The organism is Rothia endophytica (assembly GCF_928381505.1).
In the GTDB taxonomy this organism is placed as follows: Bacteria; Actinomycetota; Actinomycetes; order Actinomycetales; family Micrococcaceae; genus Rothia; species Rothia endophytica_A.
On sequence record NZ_CAKMSJ010000029.1, the window covers coordinates 1 to 892 of the forward strand.

At 62.3% G+C, this 892-nt stretch carries 1 protein-coding gene; it reads left to right on the forward strand.

The annotated features are described in order from the left end of the window. On the forward strand, positions 1–892 hold an 892-nt coding region (locus L6990_RS11795; protein ID WP_237204371.1), incomplete at both ends, for an IS481-like element IS5564 family transposase.

Here is an 892-nt window from a genome sequence, read left to right on the forward strand (position 1 = left end):
AAGATGTTCATGGTCTCCCCGATCACTGCCCGGAAATGGGCAGGCCGCTACCGGGAAGAGGGTGAGTTTGGGATGCAGGATCGCTCCAGCAAGCCGCACCGGATCCCAGGCAGGACGCCCGAGCATGTCAAGAAGAAGATCATCAACCTGCGCTGGCGGCTTCGACTGGGGCCAGCCCAGATCGCTGCGCGACTTGGTCTCTCGACGTCGACTGTTCACGCGGTCCTCGTCCGTTGCCGCGTGAACCGCCTCTCGCATATCGATCGTGTCACTGGCGAGCCATTGCGGCGATATGAGCATCCTCATCCGGGATCGTTGATTCATGTCGATGTCACGAAGTTCGGCAACATCCCCGACGGCGGTGGACATCGTTACGTAGGTCGGCAGCAAGGCGCACGGAACAAGCTCGCGACTCCGGGATTACCACGAGGAAAAGATCACAAGCCGCGCACCGGGACGGCGTTCGTTCACACAGTCATCGACGACCACTCCCGCGTCGCATACGCAGAAATCTGGTCGGATGAGCAGGCGAGCACAGCGGTGGGAGTTCTCGAACGCGCCGTGGCCTGGTTCGCCGAACGAGGCGTGACCGTCGAGCGAGTCCTATCCGACAACGGGTCGGCATACAGATCCCACGCATGGAGGGACTTCTGCGCTCGGCTCGGCATCCGACACAAGCGGACACGCCCCTACCGGCCGCAGACGAACGGGAAGATCGAGCGATTCCACCGCACGCTCGGGGACGGCTGGGCCTATGCCAGGTTTTACGGTTCAGAGGCCGAACGACGCCTGGCGCTGCCCGGCTGGCTCCACTTCTACAACCACCACCGACACCACTCTGCGATTGGCGGCGTACCCTTCGACCGACTCAACAACGTCCCTGGACATCACA